Annotated in this window: 17 protein-coding genes; 6 read left to right on the forward strand and 11 right to left on the reverse strand. The window is 66.2% G+C overall.

Translation table 11 applies throughout. The features are described from left to right. Positions 1 to 36: 36 nt before the first annotated feature. The 7 genes from LQ953_RS07560 to ahcY all read right to left on the reverse strand — a co-directional run bounded on the left by LQ953_RS07560 (position 37) and on the right by ahcY (position 6,728). Complete coding sequence (locus tag LQ953_RS07560; RefSeq protein WP_231030110.1) at positions 37 to 798, reverse strand: nucleotidyltransferase family protein; 762 nt, start codon at positions 796 to 798, stop codon at positions 37 to 39. Continuing rightward, complete coding sequence (locus LQ953_RS07565) at positions 795 to 1,766, reverse strand: aminoglycoside phosphotransferase family protein (protein ID WP_231030229.1); 972 nt, start codon at positions 1,764 to 1,766, stop codon at positions 795 to 797. Before LQ953_RS07565 ends, LQ953_RS07560 begins: the two co-directional genes overlap by 4 nt. Beyond that, entirely contained in the window at positions 1,763 to 2,206 is a 444-nt protein-coding gene (gene tsaE, locus LQ953_RS07570) for a tRNA (adenosine(37)-N6)-threonylcarbamoyltransferase complex ATPase subunit type 1 TsaE (protein ID WP_231030230.1), read from the reverse strand. Before tsaE ends, LQ953_RS07565 begins: the two co-directional genes overlap by 4 nt. After that, positions 2,206 to 4,542, reverse strand: coding sequence for a PAS domain-containing sensor histidine kinase (locus LQ953_RS07575; RefSeq protein WP_231030111.1), 2,337 nt, complete (start codon positions 4,540 to 4,542; stop codon positions 2,206 to 2,208). The genes tsaE and LQ953_RS07575 overlap by 1 nt, the downstream gene beginning before the upstream one ends. Positions 4,543 to 4,633: 91 nt before the next feature. Then, complete coding sequence (locus LQ953_RS07580; RefSeq protein ID WP_231030112.1) at positions 4,634 to 4,942, reverse strand: hypothetical protein; 309 nt, start codon at positions 4,940 to 4,942, stop codon at positions 4,634 to 4,636. A gap of 1 nt (position 4,943) precedes the next feature. Next, positions 4,944 to 5,177, reverse strand: a complete 234-nt coding sequence (locus tag LQ953_RS07585; RefSeq protein ID WP_231030113.1) for a hypothetical protein — start codon at positions 5,175 to 5,177, stop codon at positions 4,944 to 4,946. A gap of 156 nt (positions 5,178 to 5,333) precedes the next feature. Next, a complete protein-coding gene (ahcY, locus tag LQ953_RS07590) occupies positions 5,334 to 6,728 on the reverse strand; it encodes an adenosylhomocysteinase (protein ID WP_231030114.1) in 1,395 nt (464 codons plus the stop codon). 210 nt (positions 6,729 to 6,938) lie between these two features. Between ahcY and LQ953_RS07595 the strand changes: the two genes are divergently transcribed. Continuing rightward, complete coding sequence (locus LQ953_RS07595; protein ID WP_231030115.1) at positions 6,939 to 7,379, forward strand: DUF2141 domain-containing protein; 441 nt, start codon at positions 6,939 to 6,941, stop codon at positions 7,377 to 7,379. Between the two features lie 4 nt (positions 7,380 to 7,383). Here LQ953_RS07595 and LQ953_RS07600 read toward each other — a convergent pair whose 3' ends face one another. Both LQ953_RS07600 and LQ953_RS07605 read right to left on the reverse strand, forming a co-directional pair. After that, positions 7,384 to 7,806 (reverse strand): DUF1810 domain-containing protein, encoded by a 423-nt coding sequence (locus tag LQ953_RS07600; RefSeq protein WP_231030116.1) that lies wholly within the window; start codon positions 7,804 to 7,806, stop codon positions 7,384 to 7,386. A 2-nt stretch (positions 7,807 to 7,808) separates the two neighbouring features. Beyond that, complete coding sequence (locus tag LQ953_RS07605) at positions 7,809 to 8,369, reverse strand: YqgE/AlgH family protein (protein WP_231030117.1); 561 nt, start codon at positions 8,367 to 8,369, stop codon at positions 7,809 to 7,811. A gap of 107 nt (positions 8,370 to 8,476) precedes the next feature. On the opposite strand from LQ953_RS07605, the gene LQ953_RS07610 reads away from it, so the two are divergent. The 4 genes from LQ953_RS07610 to LQ953_RS07625 all read left to right on the forward strand — a co-directional run bounded on the left by LQ953_RS07610 (position 8,477) and on the right by LQ953_RS07625 (position 11,046). Continuing rightward, a complete protein-coding gene (locus LQ953_RS07610) occupies positions 8,477 to 8,959 on the forward strand; it encodes a peroxiredoxin (protein ID WP_231030118.1) in 483 nt (160 codons plus the stop codon). A gap of 73 nt (positions 8,960 to 9,032) precedes the next feature. Beyond that, complete coding sequence (locus tag LQ953_RS07615; RefSeq protein ID WP_231030119.1) at positions 9,033 to 9,290, forward strand: hypothetical protein; 258 nt, start codon at positions 9,033 to 9,035, stop codon at positions 9,288 to 9,290. A gap of 80 nt (positions 9,291 to 9,370) precedes the next feature. Continuing rightward, positions 9,371 to 10,822 (forward strand): AMP nucleosidase, encoded by a 1,452-nt coding sequence (locus tag LQ953_RS07620; RefSeq protein WP_231030120.1) that lies wholly within the window; start codon positions 9,371 to 9,373, stop codon positions 10,820 to 10,822. A gap of 80 nt (positions 10,823 to 10,902) precedes the next feature. Then, entirely contained in the window at positions 10,903 to 11,046 is a 144-nt protein-coding gene (locus LQ953_RS07625) for a hypothetical protein (protein WP_231030121.1), read from the forward strand. A 3-nt stretch (positions 11,047 to 11,049) separates the two neighbouring features. Here LQ953_RS07625 and LQ953_RS07630 read toward each other — a convergent pair whose 3' ends face one another. Next, a complete protein-coding gene (locus tag LQ953_RS07630) occupies positions 11,050 to 11,793 on the reverse strand; it encodes an SIMPL domain-containing protein (RefSeq protein ID WP_231030122.1) in 744 nt (247 codons plus the stop codon). 197 nt (positions 11,794 to 11,990) lie between these two features. On the opposite strand from LQ953_RS07630, the gene LQ953_RS07635 reads away from it, so the two are divergent. Then, positions 11,991 to 13,019, forward strand: a complete 1,029-nt coding sequence (locus LQ953_RS07635; protein WP_231030123.1) for an aspartate-semialdehyde dehydrogenase — start codon at positions 11,991 to 11,993, stop codon at positions 13,017 to 13,019. A gap of 137 nt (positions 13,020 to 13,156) precedes the next feature. On the opposite strand, the gene LQ953_RS07640 is transcribed toward LQ953_RS07635, so the two are convergent. Continuing rightward, positions 13,157 to 14,971 carry a methyl-accepting chemotaxis protein gene (locus LQ953_RS07640; protein ID WP_443026555.1) on the reverse strand — a complete coding sequence of 605 codons (1,815 nt, stop codon included), beginning with the start codon at positions 14,969 to 14,971 and terminating at the stop codon, positions 13,157 to 13,159. Positions 14,972 to 15,059: the final 88 nt, after the last annotated feature.

A 15,059-nucleotide genomic window follows, 5' to 3' on the forward strand; every position in this document is an offset into this window, starting at 1 on the left:
CTTTGTTCCTCCGCGTTTAGCCGCGAGAAAGCAAGCTCACATCTCGGCCAGCACGGCCTCGGTCGCGGCGATCGCGGGCGGCGTGCCGACATCGAACCACAGCCCCTGGTGGACGGCGGCCCATAGGCGCCCTTCCTCCATAGCCCGGTTCCAGAACAAGTTGGTGGAGAACGGCCCTTCCGGCCAATCGCGGATCACGCGCGGGGACAGGATCTGCACGCCGGTATAGACAAACGGCGCCATCCGCCCAGGCTTGCGCCGCTCGACGATCCGCCCGAACGGATCGACGCGGAAGTCGCCGCTGCCATTATGGTTGCGCGCGCGGGCCAGCGGCACCACGAGCAACAGCGCATCCATCCGCGCATCGTCCCACTGCGCGGCCAGCGCGCGGATCGCGTCGGTCGGCCCGTCGACCCACAGATTGTCGCTGTTGACGCACAGGAACGGCTTGTCGCCCAGCAGTTCGCGGGCGTGGACCAGCCCGCCGCCAGTCTCCAGCAATTGGGCGCGCTCATCGGAGACCTGCACATCCATGTCCTTCACCCGCGCGTGCAGATGCGCCTCAAGCTGATCGGCGAAGTAATGGACGTTGACCACTGCGCGCTGCACGCCGGCGCTGCTCAGCCGGTCGAACACATGGTCGATCAAGGGCTTGCCGGCGACTTCCACCAACGGCTTGGGACGCGTCGCGGTCAGCGGCCGCATCCGCTTACCCAGCCCGGCTGCCATCACCATCGCCGTTTCCGGCACCGGCGCGTCGGGCTGCGGGCGCAGCGACAGCGTCGTCCCCCGGCTCATGCCCCAGTGATCACCAGCGGATCGCCCCGCATTTCCGGCCGAATATTGGCGTCGAACCAGTCCGCCACCGGCTTGAGCGCCGGATGCTTCAGATCGCGCTCCAGATAACCCCATACGCGCGGGCAGAGCGCGGCATAGCGTGGCTTACCGTCACGCTTCCACAGCCGCGTGAAGATGCCGACGATCTTGGCATTCCGCTGCGCGCCGAGCACATGATAGGCCACGTCGAACGCGCCGCCGACGCCGGTGACACGCTTGTACCGGTCCAGCATCGCCGTTTCGAGCGCGGCCGGAACGTCGCGGCGTGCATCCTGGAGCAGCGAGACGAGATCATAAGCCGGATGCCCCGCCAGCGCATCCTGGAAGTCGAGCAGCCCCAGGCTCTCGCTGCCGCCGATCAGCATGATGTTTTCGGCATGATAGTCGCGCAGCACGGTCACCGGCGCGTGTTCCAGCACCGGGGCAAGCACCGCGTCCCACGCATCGGCATAGCCCTGGGCATCGACTTCCAGCCCCATCGCCGGGCAATACCATTCCGGGAGCAGCGCCGCTTCGCGCTGGTACACCGCCTGGTCATAGAGCGGGACGTCTGCCGGGGCTTGTGCCGCAAGGCGGATCAGCAGGTCGACTGCCGCTTCGTACAGCCGCAACTCGCTTTCGGGCGCGGCTTCCACCGTCTCCTTCAGCCGCGCGTCGCCGAAGTCCTCGATCAGCACCAGCCCCTGATCTAGGTCCTGGTGCAGGATGCGTGGCGCCGCAAAGCCCCGTCCGGTCAGCCACTCTGCGATGGCGATGAAAGGCCGCGGGTCCTCATGCGGGGGCGGCGCGTCCATCAGGATCGCGGTGCGGTCATGCTCCACGGCACGGAAGTAGCGGCGGAACGAAGCGTCGCCGGCCACAGGCCGGATTTCGGCTGCGCCCCATCCGGCGGCAATCAGAAAATCAAGCGCGCCTTCGGGCGGATTCATGTCAACAGCCATCGGTCCTTCCATGCCGCCGGCACTCGCACTGTCAAGCACCGCGCGCCGTTCGGCGTCGGCTCCAGGGTCAACCACAGCGCGTCCTGCCAAAAGGCGTCGTCCAGACGTTCGGGCCATTCGACGATCAGCAGCGAATCGTGGCGCGCATCTTCCAGCCCCAGTTCCTCGGCTTCGTCAGCATCCTCGATGCGGTATAGGTCGACATGCAGCACCGGCAGCCGGACCTCCGGCGGGTCATAGGGCTGGACGATCGCGAAGCTCGGGGACGGCGCTTCCTCCTCCAGCCCCAGGGCGGCAAGCAGCCCGCGGGCGATGCTGGTCTTGCCCGCGCCCAACGGCCCGGACAGCGCGATCACGTCGCCTGCCCGCACCAGCTGGGCAAGCCGTGCGCCAATCGCCAGCGTGTCCTCGACCGAGTGCAAGGTGATCACCGCGGCAGCTCCACCGTCACCAGCGTGCCCTCACCCGGTTCGGAGATCAGCTGGATGCGCCCGCCATGCGCTTCCACAAACTGCCTGGCGAGCGGCAGGCCGAGGCCCAGCGCGCGCTCGCCGTTGCGCGCGATCCCGTGCTGTCCGAAACTGTCGAACGCCTTTGCCGCAGCTTTGGCGCTCATGCCCGGGCCATTGTCCGACACGATGATCCGCGCCACCTTGTCGTTGCCGTCGAGGTGCAGCAGCACCCGTCCATCCTCCGGCGTACCCGCCACCGCATGACGCAGCAGATGCTCGATCGCTTGGCGTAGCCGGCGCGGATCGCCGGTCACCCGGCCCGCACTGCCCGCATCCTCCACCACCAATTCGATCCGCTTGTCCTTGGCCAAGGGCGCAATCGCCTCTGCCGCGCTGTTGGCGGTAAGCTCCAGGTCTACGGCCTCGCGCTCCAGCGGCATGCCCTCGCTTTGTGTCAGGTCGAGGACGTCGTCGATCAGGTTACCCAGGCGATCGACCGAAGTCAGGATCGCCTCGGTATATTCCTTCGCGCTCTTGGTCAGCTTGCCGGCAAAGCCGCCATGTAGCATCTCCGAAAACCCCTTGATCGAGGTCAGCGGGGTTCGCAGCTCATAGCTCATATTGGCGACAAACGCGGTCTTCACGCGATCCGCTGCCTCCAATGCAACATTGCGGTCGCGCAGTGCACTCTCGGCGCGGTGGTGATCGGTGGTGTCGAGCATCGTCACCAGCGCGTTGCCGTCGGGAAGCGGTACGGCGGTGATGTCGAAATGCCGTCCATCGGCAAAGGCGATGCTGGAGCCCCGCTGCTGGCGGTCCTTGGCGGCGATGCGGATCAGGTCGCCCAGCACCTCGGCCCGATTGGGATTGGCAAGCTTGGGTCCGACCGCCTTTACCAGGTTCGGGATCTGGGGATGCCCATCGAGAAACTGGTCCTCGAAGCCCCAGACCTGGCGGAACTTGCGGTTCCACAGCTGCAAGCGTCCCTTGCTGAACACCGCCACCGCTTCGGCCAAGCTTTCCAGCGTGGCGGTGCGCACCTGCTGCATCTCGCCATGCTCGCGCTGCAACTCGAACTGCTGGGTGCGATCCTCGAACAACAGCAGCAGGCCGCCTTCGGGAAGGGGCTGCGCCACCACGCGTAGGTGCGTGCCCCCCACGCTCCACGTTTCCTCCACCGCCTCAGGCGCGGTGAACCATTCGCGCCGCTCTGCCTTCCAACTGGGAAAATCGCGCACATCGGGAAGCCGGTTCACTTCGCGCATCCGCTCCAGCACGCGGTCGAACTCGGGCCGGTCGGCCAGCCATTCGTTCTTCATCGCGAACATGCGGCGGAACGCCTGGTTGCAGAACACCAGCCCGCGATCCGACCCGAACTGGGCCACGCCGCCCGATACCCGGTCCAGCATCGCGCGCTGCGCCTCGCCAAAGCGCTTCAGCCCGACCCGCGCCTGCTCCAGTTCCTCGGTGTCGACGGCAAAGCCGGCCACGCCGCCGGTCGGCAGCGGAACGTCGTGCAGGCGCAGCATGCGCCGCGCACCGCTCAGCGTCGCCGGCATCGCCGCGACCTGCGGCTCGCCGGTGTCGCGCGCGATCGCGGCATTGGCCAGCGGTCCGCCAAGCCCACCGCCCTCGACCAGTTCCAGCCCGCGAGCGACCACGTCCTCGCCATCCTTGCCCTCGACGGCCCGGACATAGGCCGTGTTCACCATCAACAGCCGCAGATCGGGTCCACGATACCACATCGGCATGGGCGCGGCCTCGATCAGCGCGGTCAGCGCGTCGAACGCGACATGCAGCTGGTCGGTGTCGCGCTTCAGCTGTGCGATCTCCTGCTCGCTTTCCGTCGCGTCCAGGAACCACAGCAGCGCGCCGCCTGGCGCCCCCAAAGCCTCGGGCGCGCGTTCGCCCACCACCAGCAGCGCCCGCTCACCGCCCTGGGGGCGCAGCGTCATCCGGAAAGGGCGCCCCGCCTTCTGGGCTGCCATCACCTGGCGGGCGAGCAGTTCGGCGTCTTCCGCGGCGATTCCTGCGCCGTCCTGGGAAAGGTCAGCCAGCTCCCCGGGTACGCGGTCCAGCCCCAGCCACTCTGCCAGCCGCCGCGACAACGCCACTTCGCCATCGGCACGCACCAGAAGCGCTTGGCTCGGACCCGCCGCGACCAGCGCGGACAGATAGGCATTTTCATCGGTCAAGCTTCGGGCGGTTGCCCGCGCCCGCAGTCCGGCGAACAACGTCCACCCGCCCAGCAGCACCAGCAGGGCGACGATCGCCCCGGCCAGCACCGCGCCAGACTGTGAAACAAGGATCAAGCCGCGTTCCCGCGGCGATGCCGGACCACCATGGCCCTATCCTTAGGCAAAGCGGAGCGTCACGCAAAGCGCTTGCTGGCGCCGCCGCGCGTCAGCCCCGGTCGGAGCCACGCCCCTTGGGCTGGAAGCCGCCGCTGGCAGCTCCATGCCGTCGGTCTTTGCGACCAAAGACCCGCCGCAGCAGCGACGGGGGTGGTGCGCTGGCCTCGGGCGTTGCCAGCGGCCGGGCGGACGGCGCAGGTGCCGGCGGCGGGTCGATCGACAGATGCAGCATCAGCCGCCGCGTGGCATCATCGATCGGCGCCTCGTCGCCGGGCTCCAGTGCCGTCCGCAATATCTCGGCGACGCGCTCGCGCGCCGACTCGCCCAATCGTCCGCCCTGCTCGTCCGATCTGGCCATGTCAGCGGCTGGCCCGGGCGGTGCCGCCGCCGGCTCCAGCCGCCGCTATTGAGAGGCCCAACGTTTCAGGGGCCGCCCCGCTGGCCCGCTCGCCCCAGTCGGTCATGCGCGGCTGCTTGTAGAAGTGGAACGATCCCGACTCGACATAGTTGGCCAGGCCGACCCCAGCCGCCCCGCCGCAAGCGCACACGGCGACTGCTCCAATGACGAGTCTGGCAATCAGCACACGCAGCATGTCGATGCTCCCACTTACCGGAATAACGTGGGTTGGGAGGGTGCGTTCCGGACGGATTTGCCAGACATGGTTACCGGCGCGGGCAAAGCCGCCCAATGCAAAAGGCCGCACCCCTTGCGGGATGCGGCCTCTCACCTCAGCCGGTTGGCGAGCCTTTTAGTAGCGGTAGTGATCCGGCTTGAACGGACCTTCCACCGGCACGCCGATATAGCTGGCCTGCTTCTCGCTCAGCTTCGTCAGCTTCACGCCAAGCTTCTCTAGGTGCAGCTCGGCGACCTTTTCGTCGAGATGCTTGGGCAGGACATAGACGTCGTTCTTATACTGCTCGGACTTGGTGAACAGTTCGATCTGCGCCAGCGTCTGGTTGGTGAACGATGCCGACATCACGAACGACGGGTGGCCGGTCGCGTTGCCCAGGTTCACCAGGCGGCCCTTGGACAGGATGATGATCTGCTTGCCGTCCGGGAACTCGACCAGGTCGACCTGCGGCTTCACTTCGGTCCACTTGTAGTTGGACAGGCCGGCGATCTGGATCTCGCTGTCGAAGTGGCCGATGTTGCACACGATCGCCATGTTCTTCATGCCGGCCATGTGCTCGGCAGTAATGACGTCGGCGTTGCCCGTGGCGGTGACGAAGATGTCGGCGCGAGTCACGGCCTCTTCCATCGTCACGACTTCATAGCCTTCCATCGCCGCCTGCAGCGCGCAGATCGGATCAATTTCAGTCACCAGCACGCGTGCGCCGCCGTTGCGCAGCGACGCGGCCGAGCCCTTGCCCACGTCGCCGAAGCCGGCGACCGCGGCGACCTTGCCGGCGAGCATCACGTCGGTGCCGCGACGGATCGCGTCGACCAGCGATTCCTTGCAGCCATACAGATTGTCGAACTTCGACTTGGTGACGCTGTCGTTCACGTTGATCGCCGGGAAGGGCAGCTCGCCCTTCTTCGCGATGTGATACAGGCGGTGAACGCCGGTGGTCGTCTCTTCCGACACGCCCTTGATGTTCTTGACGGTCTCGGTGAGGTAGCCGGGCTTGCGCGCGATGAATTCCTTTACGGCGCGCTGCATCTCGACTTCTTCGTCATTCTCGGGCTCGCCGAACGACTGGCCGGCCTCGAGCTTGGCACCCCACAGCGCGAACATCGTCGCGTCGCCGCCATCGTCCAGGATCATGTTGCAGGTCTCGTCACCCCAATCGAAGATCGAGCCGACATAGTCCCAATATTCGGCCAGGCTCTCACCCTTGATGGCGAACACCGGCACGCCCGACGCGGCGATCGCGGCGGCGGCGTGGTCCTGGGTCGAATAGATGTTGCAGGTCGCCCAGCGGACGTCCGCGCCGAGCGCGGTCAGCGTCTCGATCAGCACCGCGGTCTGGATGGTCATGTGCAGCGAGCCGGTGATGCGCGCGCCCTTCAGCGGCTGCGACGCACCGAACTCCTGGCGCAGCGCCATCAGGCCCGGCATCTCAGTCTCGGCGATGTTGATCTCCGCGCGGCCGAAATCGGCGAGTGCGATGTCCTTGATGACGTAGTCTTGCTTGGTAGCCACGAATGGGTCTCCACGATTGAATCGGATGCGCGCCGGAAGACCGGCGGCGATGGGCTGCGCCCTACTCTCCCACCGCTTCCTTCGCAAGCTCATATAAAGATATCTTTATATGCCGCGCAGCAGTCACTGGTGGATTGGCAAACCCGCATCGCCGTCGCAGCATGGGTTCGGAGCGGCGCGAGCCGACCGGATTACAGGGAGGCAGTTTACATGAACAAGGTCCTGCTGGCGCTGGCCGCGCTTTCGATAACCGCTGCGGCGCCCGCGCCCGATGGCGACGTCACGGTTACGGTCACGGGTGTCAAGGCAAAGGGCGGCACGCTGCGGGTCGGCCTGTATACCGAGCCGACCTTTCTGCGCGCCGCGCCGCCGCACATGACAAGCGCGCCGGTATCGGCTGCCGGAGACGTCACAGTCACCTTCCACGGTGTCCCCAAGGGCGACTATGCCGCCACCGCCCTGCACGACGCGGACAACGACAATCAGATCACGATGGGTACCGACGGCCGCATGGCAGAAGGCACTGCCTTGTCGCGTTCCGAGGAATTGAAAGGCATGCCCACCTTCGACGCCGCCAAGATCGCCGTGCCTGCATCCGGCGCGTCGATCCGCATCGCGATGAGCTATCCGGAAGACCGCACCGGCTGGTGAGCCCCTATCCGGCGGCGAGCAGCGTGGTCGTCGCCGGATCAGCTTCGCCGCCGCAGAGTGCGTCCAGTGCGTCTGCGAACAGCGGCTCGTTCGGGACGGCGCGCGCGAACAGCGTCATGCACGAGCGGAACTTCAGGTCGTCAGGATAGCCGAACAACGCGGCAGCCGCCACGCCGCTGCCGATCGCGGCCGCCGTGGATTCGCGCAGCCTCACGCCAAGCACCGGGTGCGCCGCATAGGCCCGGGCCTCCTCCAAAGACCCAATGGCGTAGAAACGCGCGGCCTCGCTTCGACCCAGCCCGGCTAGTTGCGGAAACACGAACCACATCCAGTGGCTGCGCTTGCGGCCCGCCTTCAGCTCGGCCAGCGCTGCCGGGTAGGCACCCGCGTGCGCCTGGATGAACCGATCGAGCTGGAAGTCCGCCAACCTCAGGCCCGGCCGGTGCAATTGGCCAGCAGCCGGGGATCTACGCCGGCGCTGACAAAGCCCTCTTCCCAGCGCTCCTCCGCTGCGACATCGTACATCAGCCGCGGGTCGCCTGCCGTGCTGAACCAGCCATGCCGGCTCATCTCCGCGTCAAGCTGCCCTTCGCCCCAGCCGGCATAGCCCAGCGCCACCAGCCAGTGCCGCGGCCCCTTGCCCTCGGCGATCGCCCGCAGCACGTCGACGGTTCCAGACAGCGCCCAGCGCCCGCCGACATCCACCGTGTCCTGCCCGCTCCAGTCGGTGGAGTGCAGGACGAAACCACGGCGCGGCTCCACCGGGCCGCCGAGATGCACTGCCGCATCCGGCGCATCGCCGGGATCGATCTCGAACTGGCGCAGCAATTCATGCAGCCCCAGCCCTTCAATCGTCTCGCCGATGCCGATGCCAAGCGCTCCGTCCTCGTCATGCGCGCACATCGCAATCACGGCCCGTTCGAACCGGGAATCGCCGATCCCGGGCATGGCGAGCAGAAACTGTCCGGTGAGAAAAGGCGTCGACTCCATCGCCTTTCAACTTACCGCTTTCCGATTTGCTCCGCCAACCCCCGCTGCGGCTTGCTGCTTCCCACCCGCTCGCCTACCCCAAGGCCAACCAACACCAGGAGAGTTTCATGTCCGTTCAGATCGGCGATCGCATTCCCGCTGCCAGTTTCGTCAAGGTGACCGAGAATGGCCCTGAGCAGATCAGCTCGGACGAATTCTTCGCCGGCCGCCGTGTCGCGCTCTTCTCGGTGCCGGGCGCCTTCACGCCCACCTGCTCGGCGCGCCATCTGCCCGGCTTTGTGGAAAAGGCCGACGAGCTGAAGGCGAAGGGCGTGGACGAAGTCGCCTGCACCGCTGCCAACGACGCCTTTGTCATGGACGCGTGGGGCAAGGCGTCGGGCGTAGAGGGCAAGGTGACCATGCTCGCCGATGGCAATGGCACGTTTCCCAAGGCGATGGGGCTGGAAATGGATGGCTCAGCCTATGGCATGGGTACCCGCGGCCAGCGCTTCTCCATGCTCGTCAACGACGGCGTAATCGAGCAACTTCATGTCGAGGCGCCGGGCCAATTCGAAGTCAGCTCGGCCGACTATCTGCTCGCCCGCCTGTAAAACGGTTTCGTTGCAGGAACTGCCGCACTGCAACGCGAGTTGCAGACGCGCACGATTTCAAGGGAGACAGGTCATGGCAGACAGCAAGAACAACAGCGACAACGCGACCAAGAACGAGGAGTCGAACACCTCCTTCATCAAGACTGCGCAGGGTGCGATCGGCGGCGCCGTCGACGCAACCGTCACCGCAGTGAAGGAGCACCCCGTCGCCGCCGCAGCAATCGCGGCCGGCGCTGCGGCAGCGGTGGGTGGCGCGGCCTATGCCGCCACCAAGCTGAGCGGCGAAAAGGCGGGGAATGGTGAAGCCGGAAAGGCCGACCCGAAGAAGTAAGCCGGTATGAGCCCCTCCCGCGCGGGAGGGGCTTTGCCCAGCTACTTGCAACGCGGCCTTTGACGGCTTAGCCGTCGAAGATGACACGCGCATCCGATATCGTCACCGAGCTAGACCGCCTCTACAGCGCCTCGGTCGAGCGGCTTCAGGCCGCCCTCACTCGCTATCTCACCGACGGCACCCCGCCCTCGCCGGCAAGCCGCAGCGATGGCTCCTTCGCCTATCCCGAGATCCACGTCACTTATCGCGGCGGCACCGACCGCCCCGTCCCGCGCCGCTCGTTCGGCCGGCTGGTCGAATCGGGCGAGTACCGCATCAGCGTGACCAAGCCGGCGATCTTCGCCGACTATCTGATCGAGCAGCTGACCTTCCTTACCGAGGACTATGACGTCGAAGTGGAGGCACGGCCCGGGCGCCAGGAAATACCCTTCGCCTATGTGCTCGATCCGGGCCACGCGCTGAGCCTCGACCAGGTCTCGGCGAGCGATCTCGCGCGCCACTTCCCGGCGACCGAGCTTGCCCATATCGGTGACGAGATCGCCGACGGCTTGTGGATCAGCCAGGACGATACGCGCCCGCTGGCGCTGTTCGACGGCCTTCGCACCGACTTCTCGCTCGCGCGCCTGCGCCACTATACCGGCACGCCGACCGAGCATGTGCAGCAGTACATCCTGTTCACCAACTATCACCGCTATGTCGATGAATTCGTCCGCTGGGCTTGCGGCCAGCTGGGGCCGCGCGAGAATGGCGAGCCCAGCCGCTTCACCGGCGTGTCCGGCGCGGGGGGCATCGTCATCGAGCGGCCCGAGGACATGGACCGGCTGGTGAGCGACAGCGCCTGGCGCCGCCACCAAATGCCGGCTTATCACCTGATGGCGCCAGGCCGTACCGGCATCACCCTGGTCAATATCGGCGTCGGCCCGTCCAACGCCAAGACGATCACCGATCACCTTGCCGTGCTCCGGCCCGAAGCGTGGCTGATGATCGGTCACTGCGGCGGCCTGCGTCCCAGCCAGCGGATCGGCGACTATGTCCTCGCCCACGCCTATCTGCGCGACGATCACATCATGGACGACGTGCTCCCGCCCGAGATTCCCATCCCCGCGATTGCCGAGGTCCAGCTGGCCCTCGCGCGTGCGGCCGAGACCGTGTCGGGCCAGTCGGGGGACGAACTCAAGCAGCGCCTGCGCACCGGCACCATCGTCACCACCGACGACCGCAATTGGGAGCTGCGCTATTCGCAGTCGGCGCTGCGCTTTTCGCTCAGCCGCGCGGTCGGCGTGGACATGGAGTCCGCCACGCTCGCCGCCCAGGGCTATCGCTTCCGCGTTCCCTACGGCACCCTGCTCTGCGTCTCGGACAAGCCGCTCCATGGCGAGTTGAAGCTGCCGGGCCAGGCCAACCGCTTCTACGAGCGCGCGATCAACGAGCACCTTCGCATCGGCATCGAGACGGTGGAGGAACTCCGCCGCGAAGGCGCCAAGCTGCACAGTCGCAAGCTGCGCGCCTTCAACGAACCGCCGTTCCGCTGATCCTCTGGACATCGCTCTTCCCCGGTCGGGGTGGAGCGATGTCCATGCCGGCGCGTTCTCCGGGCCGAAGGAGAGCAAGCATGAACCCCGAACCCACCAGCCCCGAAAACCTGGACACCGAAGAAGGTGCCCATGCCCACCAAGCCGATGGCACGGACTCTTCGGGCCAGCTCGACGCCGGCATTGCGGACGAGAACATGATCCCCGACGAGATCCCCGAGTAAAACTCAGCGGGTCAGCTGGAACTCCACGGTCAGGTTCGCCTGCACCGTCACCTCATCTGCCTGCGCCGCCGGCTTGGGCGCGAAGGTCGAGACCAGCTGGCCCACAAAGTTGATCGCGCCTGCGGTCAGGTCCTGCCGCTCGCTGATCCGAGTGACCGTCGCCCGCCGCAGCCCCAGCGACGCGGCATAGGCGTCAGCCTCGGCCTGCGCCTTTTTCAGCGCATCCGCCTTGGCCTGGCGCGTCGGGACGACATAGTCGATCAGCAGCGGGATTGCTTCATCGCTCACCGCACCCCCATTCGCCTCAATGAGCGGGCGGGCGCTTTCCACAGCCGCACGGCTCGGCGCATCGAGCATCAGCTTTTCGGTCGCGGTGGATTGCGGCGTTTCCTCGCTGTCATCGTCCAACACTTCGGTGCTGAAGCTCGGCTTCGAACGCCCGCCGATGGTCGCGATCAGGCTCGCCACCGATGTCGGCGCGGCAGGGTCCGGATGGGCCTCGCGCACGTTCAGTCCGCCCAGCTGTTGCAGCAGCTTCGCCCGCGCTGCCGCCAACGCACTTCCGGCAGCAGCTTCGTCCGCGCCCTTGGCGGTCAGCGTCACGGTCAGCCGATACCGGTTTGCCGCCTGCGTGATCTGCCCGGTGGACAGGATCTCCACCGACACAGGGCCCGTTGCCGGCGCCGCCTGCGCCCACACGCCCGACGATGCGCCAAGCATCGTCAGCGCAATCGCGTACTTCATCATGATGCGTTCTCCCCTTTTGCTTGGGGCAGCCTAAGAGCAAAGGCGCGTGCAAGTCGACAAACAACAAATGCGCGCCCGCCGCGCCGCTAAAGCCCCGCTTTCCCGCGTACACAGGCGAAAGCGTTTCCATTCGTTGCCCACGCGCCTACATGGGCGTCACCGCTCCTTTCGGGCGGGCACAATCGAAAAGGACGCAAATGGGCTACCGTGTCGTGGTCGCTGGCGCCACCGGCAATGTCGGGCGCGAAATGTTGAACATCCTGGCCGAGCGGGAATTCCCGATCGACGAAATCGCCGTGCTGGCGTCGTCGCGCTCGACCGGCGACGTGATCGACTTTGGCGAGACCGGCAAACAGCTCAAGGTCCAGAATATCGAGCATTTCGATCCCACGGGCTGGGACATGGCGCTGTTCGCGATCGGCTCTGAGGGCTCGGCCCAATATGCGCCCAAGTTCGCCGCAGCCGGCTGCACGGTGATCGACAACGCCTCGCTCTACCGCATGGACCCTGACGTCCCGCTCATCGTGCCCGAAGTGAACCCTGAGGCGATCGATGGGTACAAGGTGCGCAACATCATCGCGAACCCGAACTGCTCGACCGCGCAGATGGTGGTGGCGCTAAAGCCGCTGCACGACATCGCGAAGATCAAGCGCGTGGTCGTCGCAACCTACCAATCGGTCTCCGGCGCGGGCAAAGCGGGCATGGACGAGCTGTTCGAGCAGAGCCGCAACATCTTCGTCGGCGATCCTTCGACGCCCACCAAGTTCACCAAGCAAATCGCTTTCAACGTGATCCCGCATATTGACAGCTTCCTGGACGATGGCTCGACCAAGGAAGAATGGAAGATGGTCGTCGAGACCAAGAAGATCCTCGACCCCAAGATCAAGGTGACGGCGACCTGCGTGCGCGTGCCGGTGTTCGTCGGCCATTCCGAGGCGATCAACATCGAGTTCGAGGACGAAATCTCGGCCGAACAGGCCCAGTCGATCCTGCGCGAAGCGCCCGGTATCATGCTGGTCGATAAGCGCGAGGACGGCGGCTATGTCACGCCGGTCGAATGCGTCGGCGAATATGCGACCTATGTCAGCCGCGTGCGCGAGGATTCCACGGTGGAGAACGGCCTGTCGCTCTGGTGCGTCAGCGACAATCTCCGCAAGGGCGCGGCGCTGAACGCGGTCCAGATCGCCGAACTCCTCGGCCGCCGCCACCTCCAAAAGGCGGACTGACAAGATCCTCCCCGGCACGGGGAGGGGAACCCTGCGAAGCATCGTGGAGGGGGATCACCGCGGGCGAACCCGCTGGCGAACGCCCCCTCCACCACTCGCTCCACGAGCGGCTCCCCTCCTCCCGCGGGAGGAGTTTATTACCGAACCTTCGGAAATGCCGGGCTGAACGATTTCGGCCGGATCGGCGCGCTGCCGGACACCCGGAAGGCGTGCGCCATGCGGTCGAGCTCAGACGCCTGATCGGTCAGCTGGCGCGCCGCGGCCGAGGTTTCCTCCACCATCGCCGCATTCTGCTGGGTCGAATGGTCCATAGTGCCGATCGCGGTGCTTACTTCGCGGATCGCCTGCGACTGCGCATTGTTATCCGCCGAGATCGCGCCAAGCAGCGTGTGCACTTCGTTCACCGTGCCGACGATCTGCGACAGCGACTGGTCGACACGCTCCACGGCACCCACCGCCAGGTCGACTTCGCCTCGCGTGGCGGTCAGCTGATCGCGGGCGCGCCCTGCCTCTTCCTCGGCGCGCATCGCCAGCGCCGATACCAGGTCGGCGACCACCGCGAAGCCCCGGCCTGCCTCACCGGCGCGCCCTGCCTCGACGGCGGCGTTCATGGCCAGCACGCGCGTCTGGAACGCGATCTTGTCCAGGCCCTCGATCACGCTGTCGATGCCCTGCGCGCTTTCCGAAACGCGCGACATCGCCTTCACTGCTTCGTCGGTGGTGCTGCGACCCGAACCGACGACCGCGATCGCCTCGTCGGCACGCGCCAGCGTCTTGGTTGCCGCCTGCGCGGTGAAGCCGATCCGCTCGCTCATCTGCGTGATCGCGGCAGAGGTTTGCTCCAGGCTGGCGGCATTGCTCTCGGTGCGGCGCGCCAGGTCTTCGGACGCGCTGGCGATCTCGCTGGAACCGGTGCGGATCGAATCCGTGCTCTCGGCCACTGCGCTAATCAGCTCGCGCAGCTTCGCCACGGCGTCGTTGAAGTCGCGGGCCAGCATTGCATAGTCGCGGGGGAAATCACGGCCCAACTCCACCGTCAGGTCGCCGTCGGACAGGCCGTTCAATGCATTGCCGAGCGCGTCCATCGCCTTAACGCGGTCCGCCTGCGCTTCTGCGTTGCTCGCCTCAGCCGCCTGCTTGGCAATCGTCGCCTGGCGGAAGACTTCGAGCGCGGAGGCCATGCGGCCGATCTCGTCGGCCCGGTCCCGCGCGGGAATGTCGACGCCGGTTTCGCCGGTGGCAAGGCGCTGCATCGCCTTGTCCATCTGCCCCAGCGGCCGGAACATGGCGCGGTTCACCAGGAAGCACAGTGCGGTTGCAGCCAGTGCGATCAACAGGCCCGCAATCGCCATCGAACGGCGCAGATCGTCGATCGACGCGGCCACATCGTCCTTGGGAATGCCGACATACAGCACGCCGATCGTTTGGCCTGCGCCATCCTTGATCGGATCATAGGCGGTGTAGAAGGACTTGCCGAGAATGTCGGCCTCGCCGCGATAGGTCTTGCCCTCGTTCAGAACCATGTCGCGCGCCGGGCCTGCCGCCAGTGGCGTCCCGACCGCGCGGCTGCCATCGGGCTTGGTCACGTTGGTGGTGACCCGCATGTCGCCCGCGAATACCGTCGCGGTGCCACCGACCAGCGTCTTGATCTCATCGACCGGCGCCGACCAGTTGTTGAGCAGCTTGTCGCCGACATACAGCTTGTCGCCCTCGCGGCGGAACTCGGCGCCATAGTTGTGCAGCACGCTCCAGGCGACGCGCATGTTCGTTTCCTGGCGCTCGGCAGCGGTGCGGGCCGCTTCGCTCGTCACGGCATTGTCGCTGACGACGAAAGTCGAGACCGCGAGCAGCAGCAGTGCACAGATGGTAAGTGCGGTGGTTTTCGTCGCGAGTGAAAAGTTGCGGATGCGGGCGAACATGACGTCCTCTGGTATCGTGCCGGGCGGACGCACTGCGCCCGCTTTGAAAGTGATTCCTTTCCATTGTAGGATCGTTTGCCGACTTGGATTTTCTCTGCGGAATCTACGTAGGTTGGCGATT

The sequence above is a fragment of the Sphingomonas sp. IC-56 genome, from assembly GCF_021043375.1.
Taxonomy (GTDB): Bacteria; Pseudomonadota; Alphaproteobacteria; order Sphingomonadales; family Sphingomonadaceae; genus Sphingomonas.

What these genes read in the sequence shown, in the direction of transcription:
- LQ953_RS07560 (WP_231030110.1), bottom strand. Translation starts at nt 798, where the DNA reads ATGAGCCGGGGGACGACGCTGTCGCTGCGCCCGCAGCCCGACGCGCCG.
- LQ953_RS07565 (WP_231030229.1), bottom strand. Translation starts at nt 1,766, where the DNA reads ATGAATCCGCCCGAAGGCGCGCTTGATTTTCTGATTGCCGCCGGATGG.
- LQ953_RS07580 (WP_231030112.1), bottom strand. Translation starts at nt 4,942, where the DNA reads ATGGCCAGATCGGACGAGCAGGGCGGACGATTGGGCGAGTCGGCGCGC.
- LQ953_RS07585 (WP_231030113.1), bottom strand. Translation starts at nt 5,177, where the DNA reads ATGCTGCGTGTGCTGATTGCCAGACTCGTCATTGGAGCAGTCGCCGTG.
- LQ953_RS07595 (WP_231030115.1), top strand. Translation starts at nt 6,939, where the DNA reads ATGAACAAGGTCCTGCTGGCGCTGGCCGCGCTTTCGATAACCGCTGCG.
- LQ953_RS07605 (WP_231030117.1), bottom strand. Translation starts at nt 8,369, where the DNA reads ATGGAGTCGACGCCTTTTCTCACCGGACAGTTTCTGCTCGCCATGCCC.
- LQ953_RS07610 (WP_231030118.1), top strand. Translation starts at nt 8,477, where the DNA reads ATGTCCGTTCAGATCGGCGATCGCATTCCCGCTGCCAGTTTCGTCAAG.
- LQ953_RS07615 (WP_231030119.1), top strand. Translation starts at nt 9,033, where the DNA reads ATGGCAGACAGCAAGAACAACAGCGACAACGCGACCAAGAACGAGGAG.
- LQ953_RS07620 (WP_231030120.1), top strand. Translation starts at nt 9,371, where the DNA reads ATGACACGCGCATCCGATATCGTCACCGAGCTAGACCGCCTCTACAGC.
- LQ953_RS07625 (WP_231030121.1), top strand. Translation starts at nt 10,903, where the DNA reads ATGAACCCCGAACCCACCAGCCCCGAAAACCTGGACACCGAAGAAGGT.
- LQ953_RS07630 (WP_231030122.1), bottom strand. Translation starts at nt 11,793, where the DNA reads ATGATGAAGTACGCGATTGCGCTGACGATGCTTGGCGCATCGTCGGGC.
- LQ953_RS07635 (WP_231030123.1), top strand. Translation starts at nt 11,991, where the DNA reads ATGGGCTACCGTGTCGTGGTCGCTGGCGCCACCGGCAATGTCGGGCGC.